Origin of the sequence: Streptomyces sp. SID5910, assembly GCF_009862125.1 — a bacterium.
Taxonomy (GTDB): domain Bacteria; phylum Actinomycetota; class Actinomycetes; order Streptomycetales; family Streptomycetaceae; genus Streptomyces.
In genome coordinates this window covers 24,369-30,609 of record NZ_WWHX01000373.1, presented here as the reverse complement: position 1 = coordinate 30,609, position 6,241 = coordinate 24,369, and the positions used below count along the sequence as shown (strand labels likewise).

Genomic DNA, 6,241 nt, shown 5'->3' with positions numbered 1-6,241 from the left:
TGCATCGAGGCGTCGAAGGCGGCCATCGCGTCATGGATCCGCTTGACGTCCTCGCCGGCCCGGTCGCGGTACGCGGCGAACGCGGCGTCCAGCGACCGCTCGTCGAGACGTGCGAGCAGCCGGGCCCGGTCGCGGTCGGTCAGCCCGGCGATGTTCAGCATCCGCCGGTCCCTGGCCCCGCACAGGAACTCGATCTCGCGGAACTGGACGGACTGGAAGCCGCTGGAGGTCCCGAGCGTCGCCCGGACGGCGTCGAACTCGTCCGGCGTCAACGCGTGCAGGGCGTCGAAGTGCTGGGCGATCGCCGCCATGATCCGGGGCAGCCGGTCGAGATGTGCGCAGGCCTTGGCGCCCTGCCCTTCGGTGAGCGCCCGGCGGGCGGCCTCCAGGTGGCGCAGGACGACGGCGAACCAGATCTCGCAGGCCTGGTGGGCGCCGAAGAACAGGGCGCGTTCCGGGGTCTCGTGCACCCGGGCGACCTCAAGGAGCTCGTCCAGCCGCAGTCGTTCTCCGTACGCCGGACAGTGGCCGGCTTCCGCCCCGTCGCTCACCGCGTCCGCTCCTCGCGCAGCAGCTTCTTGTCGATCTTCCCGACGGGCGTGCGGGGGAAGTCGGGCACGACGACCAGGTCGTCCGGCAGCTTGTAGGTCGCGAGCCCGCGATCGCGGATGTGCTCCCTGACCGTGCGCAGCGAGAGCGCCCCGGCGTCGATGCCCGCGGTGAGGACGACGAACACGCAGAGGCGCTCGTCGCGTTCCTCGTCCGGTACACCGACGACCGCGGCGTCCCGGACCAGCGGGTGGGTCAGCACATGGCTCTCGACCTCCTCGGCGGAGACCTTCTCGCCGAGGTGGTGGATGATGTCCTTCAGCCGGCCCTCGATGACGATGTTCCCGTCTTCGGTCGTGCGGGCCAGGTCGCCGGTGCGGTAGAACCCGTCGGTGGTGAACGACCGGCGGTTGGCCTCCGGTCCGGCGAAGTAGCCGCGGATCGTGTACGGGCCCCGGGTGAGCAGTTCGCCGGTCGTGCCGGGGGCGACCTCGTGGTCGTCGGCGTCGACGATCCTGATCTCGTCGTCGGGGGACAGCGGTCTGCCCTCGGTGCCGAAGACGACCTCCTGCGGATCGTCGAGCCGGGTGTGGGTGATCAGTCCCTCGGCGGTGCCGAACACGTTCATGATCCGGCAGCCGAGGTTCTTGCCGACCCTCTCCGCCGCGTTGGGGCCGAACTTCGAACTGCCCACCTGGATCGTCATGCCGGTCATGTCGACCGGGTCGCCGAGCGCCTGCTCCGCCCAGAGCAGCGCCAGGGCGGGCACCAGCGCGGTGTGCGTGACGCCCTCCCTCCCGATGAGCGGGAACACCAGGCCGGGGCTGGGGTTGGCGGCCAGCACGGCCTTTCCGCCGACGAGCAGCGCGCCCAGCACGCCGGGGCAGCCGAGCGCGGCGTTGTGCGGTACGGGGTTCGCGGCGAGGTAGACGCTCTCCTCGCCGAACCCGGTCGCCTCGGCGCACGCGAGCATGTTGTACGCGTAGTCGTCGTGGGTCCGGGGGATCAGCTTCGGCGCCCCGGTGGTCCCGCCGGACAGCAGCAGCAGCGCCACTTCGGAGGCGTCGACCGGCTCCATCTCCCGGGGCGTGCCGGCGAGGAGCCGGGACAGCGGGATGTGCTCCTCCGCCTCTCCGGCGATCACGATGTGCCGCAGCCCCGGCGCGTCGGCGCGCACCTGGCGGGCCAGTTCGCGGTGGTCGAAGCCCTGGAGCCGGTCCGGGCCGACGTAGGCCACCGCCTGCGAGGCGCGGACCAGGTGGAGGATCTCGTCCCGGCGGTGTCCGGGCAGCGCCATCACGGGGATGGCGCCGATGCGGAACAGCCCGATCATGGTGGAAAGGAATTCGATGACGTTCGGCAGATGCAGCACGACCCGGTCGTGCCGGCGCACCCCGAGCTCCGCCAGGCCGGACGCGATACGGTCGGCCTCGTCGAGCAACTCCGTGTAGGTGACCCGGCGTCTGCCGTCCACGGCGGCGGTCTTGTGCGGGTGGCGCTCGGCACTGTCGGCCAGCCGTTGCCAAAGGGGCACACCCGTCCAGTAGCCGGCTCGCCGGTATCTGTCCGCGAAGTCGGGTGGCCACGGCACGAACCCGTCCAGCATGCGTCCTCCTCGGTTGCGACGCCTTCAGAGTCGGGCAGGCGCTCCGCGGCCGCATCAGTCCCCAACAGAGCTTTGAAAGTTTTGGCCGGGGAGGCCGACGGCTTGGCGAACCTCGTGTCGTGAACCGAGTGCGAGCGCAGGGTCGGAACTGGGTGCGGGTCATCGGCGGCGAGGAGCGCCCGACGGCCCGGCTGGTGTGCTTCCCCTACTCCGGCGGTACCGCGGCGGCCTACCGCGACTGGTCCTCCGCGCTGCCGGCGGGCGTCGAACTGCTCGCCGTGCAGTATCCGGGCCAGGCGGACCGCATCCGCGAGTCGCCCGCGGGCTCCGTCGCCCAGATCGCGTCGAGCGTGGCCGCCGAACTCTCCCGGCGGGAGCCGGCCCGCTGCGTCCTGTACGGGCACAGCCTGGGCGCCCTGGCCGCGTACGAGACGGCGAGACAGCTCCAGGCCGACGGCCGGCCCGCACACGGACTGGTCGTCTCCGGTTCGCTCGCGCCGGGGCAGGCGCTCGGCGGCCGGATGCACCTCACCGGCGACGCCGAACTCTGGTCAGCCCTGCGGGACTTCGGCGGGATCGACCCGTCGATCGCGGACGACCTGGAGCTGCGCGAGCTGCTGCTGCCGGTCCTGCGGGCGTACATCGCACTCACCGAGACCTACCGGCCGCCGACGCGTCCTGAGCCGCTGGACTGCCCGGTCCACTGCCACTACAACACCGAGGACCCGCTGGTGGACGCCGCGCGGGTGGAGCCCTGGGCCGCGGTCACCACCGGCCGGACCAGCGTGCGGGGCAGGCCCGGCGGGCACTTCGGAGTGCTCCTGGAGCCCTCGGAACTGATCGCCGACATCACCGGAGTCCTCCTGGAAGGCGCGACGCTGCCATGACCCTTGCCGGAAAGTCCGTCATCATCACCGGCGCGGCCACGGGCATCGGCCGGGGCATCGCGGAATGCGCGCTCAAGGAGGGCGCCGGCGTCACGGTGGTCGGCCGCCGCGAGGAACCGCTGCGGGAACTGGCCGAGCGGTTCGGGGACGCGGTCCACGTCGTGGCACAGGACGTCGCCGCGCCCGGGGCCGCCGAACGGATCGTCGCCGCCGCGACGGACAGGTTCGGCGGGATCGACGCCGTGGTCAACAACGCCGGCCTGGCCCGGTTCGGCGCCCTGGACGCGGCCGACCCCGCGCTGTTCGACGCGATGTTCGCCGTCAACGTCCGTGCGCCCGCCGAACTGGTCCGCCGCGCCCTGCCGCAGCTTCGGGAACGCCGGGGCAGCGTCGTCAACGTCTCGTCCGTCGGAGGCGTCCTGGCCATGCCGGGGCGGGCCTTCTACGGTGCGACCAAGGCGGCCCTCAACAGCCTGACCCGTTCCCTGGCGGTGGAGCTCGCGCCGGACGTGCGGGTGAACGCCGTCCTGCCCGGTCCGGTGCTGACGCCGATGTGGGACGGGACCGGCCTGGACGCGGCCGGCGCCGAGCGGCTGCGGGCGGGGCTGATCGCGTCGACCCCGATGGGGCGCTTCGGGGAGGACCAGGAGGTCGGCCGGTGGGTCTGCCTGCTGATCGACCCGGAGGTGTCGGGCTGGGTCACCGGCGCCCTGATGCCCGTCGACGGCGGACGCACGGCATGACCCGGCCACCCGGCCGAGAACACTTCCGCAAACAAAGGGGTATGAGCGTGAGTTCGGAGAACAGGTCCGTCGCCGGCTCCATTCCTTCGTCCTGCCTGGTCAGCATCTTCTGGGCCGCGGAGAGGCTCGCGAAGGAGACCGGCGTCGACGTGGTGAAGCTGCACGTCGGCGACCCGTATTTCGATCCGTCCGAAGACGTCGCCCAGGCCTTCGTGGACGCCGTGCGGCGCGGCGACACCAAGTACACCGGGGTCGAGGGCCTGCCCGCGCTGCGGGAGGCGGTGGCCGAGAAGCTGCGTACGGACAACGGTCTGGACAGCGACGTCGACAGGGTGCTGATCTCGCCCGGTTCGGCCCAGGGTCTGACCGGCCTCCTCCAGGCGCTCGCCGAGCCCGGCGCGGAGATCCTGCTGCCGGAGCTGCACTGGCCGGTCCACCTCCAGCAGAGCCTGCTCGCGGGCTTCCGGCCGGTGCTGTATCCGCTCGGCCCCGACTTCCGGCCCGATCCCGAGCGGATCGCGGCCGCCGCGACGCCCCGCACCCGGGTCCTCCTGATCAACTCGCCGGCCAACCCGACCGGAGCCGTCCTCGACGGCGACGAGATCCGCGCCCTGCTGGACCTGGCGCGCCGAAACCGCTGGCAGGTCATCAGCGACGAGGCCTACGAGCACTTCTGCTACGAGGGGGAGCACATCTCGGTCGCCTCCTTCGAGCGTGAGGTCCCGGTCGCCGAGCGGATCGTGCACAGCGTCTTCACCTTTTCCAAGGGCTTCGCGATGACCGGCTACCGGCTGGGCTACGTGGCGCCGGCCACCGACCGCATGGCCGACGTCATGAAGGTCGTCCAGGAGGCCGGGATCATCGGCACGTCGACCCCGGTGCAGCACGCGGGCATCGCCGCGCTGAACGGCCGGGCGGACTCGACGGCGGCCAACCGCAAGCTGGTGCAGCGCAACCGGGACGTGGCGCTGCCGCCGCTGATCAAGGCCGGGCTGCTGCGGGAGCTGCCCGCCGGCGGCTGGTACGCGATGCTCGACGTGACCCGGTCCGGCCTGGACGCCGAGTCGTTCGCGATGCGGCTGCTGGAGCGCAAGGGCGTCGCGGTGGTGGCCGGCAACGGGTTCGCCATGCGCCCCGACGTCGACGACCGGGGCCGCATCCGCTCCCACGACTACGCGCCCTGGGCACGGCATCTGGTCCGGATCGCGTTCTGCGTGGATCCGGTGGCGTTGGAGACCGGTGTGCGGCGGATCATCGAGTTCGTCGAGGAATGCGCCGCCGAAGCGAAGGGATGACCGGCATGGCGAACTCCCCGGCCGTCACGGCGACCCGGACGACCGTCGACCCGGCGGCCTTCCGTTCCCTCATGACGGCGCATCCGGTCGGCGTCACGATCGTGACCACCCTGGGGCCCGATGCCGAGCCGTGGGGCATGACCTGCTCCTCGTTGTGCGGCGTCTCGCTCCAGCCGGCCACCCTGCTGGTCTGCCTGCGGGACCGGAGTCCGACGCTGGCCGCGTTGCTGCGCACGTCCGCGTTCGCCGTCAACCTGCTGCACGACCGGGCCGAACCGGTGGCGCGGCTGTTCTCGTCGGGGGCCCCGGACCGGTTCGAGAAGGCCGCCTGGGTCCCGGACCCGGAGTCCGGGGTCCCCCATCTGACCGAGGACGCCCATACGATCGCGGACTGCGAGGTCAGCGAGACGCTGACGGTCGGGGACCATGTCGTGGTCTTCGGCCGGGTGCACCGGGTGGCGAGCCACGCGACCCGGCCGGCCGGTCCGCTGCTGCACGGGATGCGGCGGTACTGGTCGCTGCCGGACGCGGCCGGCGACGGGAGCGGACGGTGACCCGGGCACGCGTCCCCGACTGCCCGCTGGCCCGTACGGTCGAGGTCATCGACCAGTGGTGGACCCTGGAGATCCTGCACGTGGTCCTCGGCGGCCACACCCGCTTCTCCGCGATCCGCCGGGATCTGGAGACTCCCGCCGACGTCCTGGCGGACCGGATCGCCGCGCTGAGGGCGAAGGGTCTGCTGGAGGCCGACGACACCGCCGACGACACCTCTGACGTCACCGCCATCGACACCGCCGAGCCGGGCGACCCGGCGTACCGGGCCACCGAGCTGGGCCGCTCGCTGCGCCCGCTCCTCCTGGTGATGGCGGCCTTCGGGAACCACCGGCTGGCCCCGGAGGACCGCAGCGTCGTCCTGGTCGACGAGGAGACGGGCCGGGAGGTGGACCCGGTCGTGGTCGACCGGGCGACCGGCCGCCGGGTCGACACCCCCGGCTTCGTCTTCGCCCGTGGCCCGAAGGCCGGCGAACAGGTCGCCGCCCGCTATCCGGAGGCCCGGGCCGGGCGGTGACCCGCACGGCCACCGAACCGGCCGCACCCTGCGGGCCGGTGATCCGCCCGTCGGCCGTACGCCCCGGCGTACGGCCGACGGCCGCGCGGCCC

At 72.6% G+C, this 6,241-nt stretch carries 7 protein-coding genes; 5 read left to right on the top strand and 2 right to left on the bottom strand.

Annotation, left to right across the window (positions count from 1 at the left end):
- The coding region (locus GTW67_RS12725) for a tryptophan 2,3-dioxygenase family protein (RefSeq protein WP_161164922.1) at positions 1-551 on the bottom strand (551 nt) is incomplete at its 3' end.
- Positions 548-2,155, bottom strand: a complete 1,608-nt coding sequence (locus tag GTW67_RS12720; protein ID WP_161164921.1) for a (2,3-dihydroxybenzoyl)adenylate synthase — start codon at positions 2,153-2,155, stop codon at positions 548-550. The genes GTW67_RS12725 and GTW67_RS12720, both read right to left, overlap by 4 nt.
- 119 nt (positions 2,156-2,274) lie before the next feature.
- On the opposite strand from GTW67_RS12720, the gene GTW67_RS12715 reads away from it, so the two are divergent.
- Genes GTW67_RS12715 through GTW67_RS12695 form a run of 5 tightly spaced genes read left to right on the top strand, consistent with a single transcriptional unit; the run spans position 2,275 to position 6,149 of the window.
- Positions 2,275-3,042, top strand: coding sequence for an alpha/beta fold hydrolase (locus tag GTW67_RS12715; RefSeq protein ID WP_161164920.1), 768 nt, complete (start codon positions 2,275-2,277; stop codon positions 3,040-3,042).
- Positions 3,039-3,785: an SDR family NAD(P)-dependent oxidoreductase gene (locus GTW67_RS12710; protein WP_161164919.1), complete on the top strand. Its 747-nt coding sequence runs from the start codon at positions 3,039-3,041 to the stop codon at positions 3,783-3,785. The genes GTW67_RS12715 and GTW67_RS12710 overlap by 4 nt, the downstream gene beginning before the upstream one ends.
- 41 nt (positions 3,786-3,826) lie before the next feature.
- On the top strand, positions 3,827-5,080 hold the full coding sequence (locus GTW67_RS12705) for a pyridoxal phosphate-dependent aminotransferase (RefSeq protein WP_161164918.1): 1,254 nt from the start codon (positions 3,827-3,829) through the stop codon (positions 5,078-5,080).
- A 5-nt stretch (positions 5,081-5,085) separates the two neighbouring features.
- Positions 5,086-5,634, top strand: coding sequence for a flavin reductase family protein (locus tag GTW67_RS12700; RefSeq protein WP_161164917.1), 549 nt, complete (start codon positions 5,086-5,088; stop codon positions 5,632-5,634).
- Positions 5,631-6,149: an HxlR-like winged helix-turn-helix transcriptional regulator gene (locus GTW67_RS12695; RefSeq protein WP_161164916.1), complete on the top strand. Its 519-nt coding sequence runs from the start codon at positions 5,631-5,633 to the stop codon at positions 6,147-6,149. The genes GTW67_RS12700 and GTW67_RS12695 overlap by 4 nt, the downstream gene beginning before the upstream one ends.
- Positions 6,150-6,241: the final 92 nt, after the last annotated feature.

Coding starts and splice junctions, on each gene's coding strand:
- GTW67_RS12720 (WP_161164921.1), bottom strand. CDS start 2,155: ATGCTGGACGGGTTCGTGCCGTGGCCACCCGACTTCGCGGACAGATAC.
- GTW67_RS12710 (WP_161164919.1), top strand. CDS start 3,039: ATGACCCTTGCCGGAAAGTCCGTCATCATCACCGGCGCGGCCACGGGC.
- GTW67_RS12705 (WP_161164918.1), top strand. CDS start 3,827: ATGAGCGTGAGTTCGGAGAACAGGTCCGTCGCCGGCTCCATTCCTTCG.
- GTW67_RS12700 (WP_161164917.1), top strand. CDS start 5,086: ATGGCGAACTCCCCGGCCGTCACGGCGACCCGGACGACCGTCGACCCG.